This is a genomic window from Variovorax sp. 01N429, assembly GCF_056399425.1.
Window position 1 is genome coordinate 1 of the sequence record NZ_JBFTRG010000117.1, and the last position, 458, is coordinate 458.

Genomic DNA, 458 nt, shown 5'->3' on the forward strand with positions numbered 1-458 from the left:
GGCGCGCAGCAGCGCTTCGGTCTTGTCGCGCTTTGGCGCGCAGCAGCGCTTCGGTCTTGTCGCGCTTTGGGTCGCCGATGATCACGGCCTTGCCGCCGCCGTGGTCGAGTCCGGCGAGGGCGTTCTTGTAGGCCATGCCCTTGGCGAGGTTGAGGACGTCCGCGACGGCTTCGTCCTCGGTCGCGTACGGGTAGAAACGCGTGCCGCCGAGGGCGGGGCCCAGGGCGGTGGAGTAGATCGCGATGACGGCGCGCATGCCGCTCGCCTCGTCCTGGCAGAAAACCACCTGCTCGTGGCCGGTGCCCCTGCCGAACACGGGTCCCGGGGTGCCGGTCCGCGTCGTGGTGCCCGTGGTGCTTGTCGTCACTGTGGTGACTCCCGAGTCCGGCCCGCGGATGGGTGGTCGCGGGCGTCTGCCCCAACCCTAGGACCGCGGGGGTGCTGTGCGGGGGCGCCAC

1 protein-coding gene is annotated in these 458 nt (G+C 71.4%); it reads right to left on the reverse strand.

The window, feature by feature from the left end:
• Positions 1-367, reverse strand: a 367-nt coding sequence (locus AC1DSF_RS30855; protein WP_478184116.1) for a Glu/Leu/Phe/Val dehydrogenase dimerization domain-containing protein, incomplete at its 3' end; no start/stop codon positions are given.
• Between the last annotated feature and the right edge of the window lie 91 nt (positions 368-458).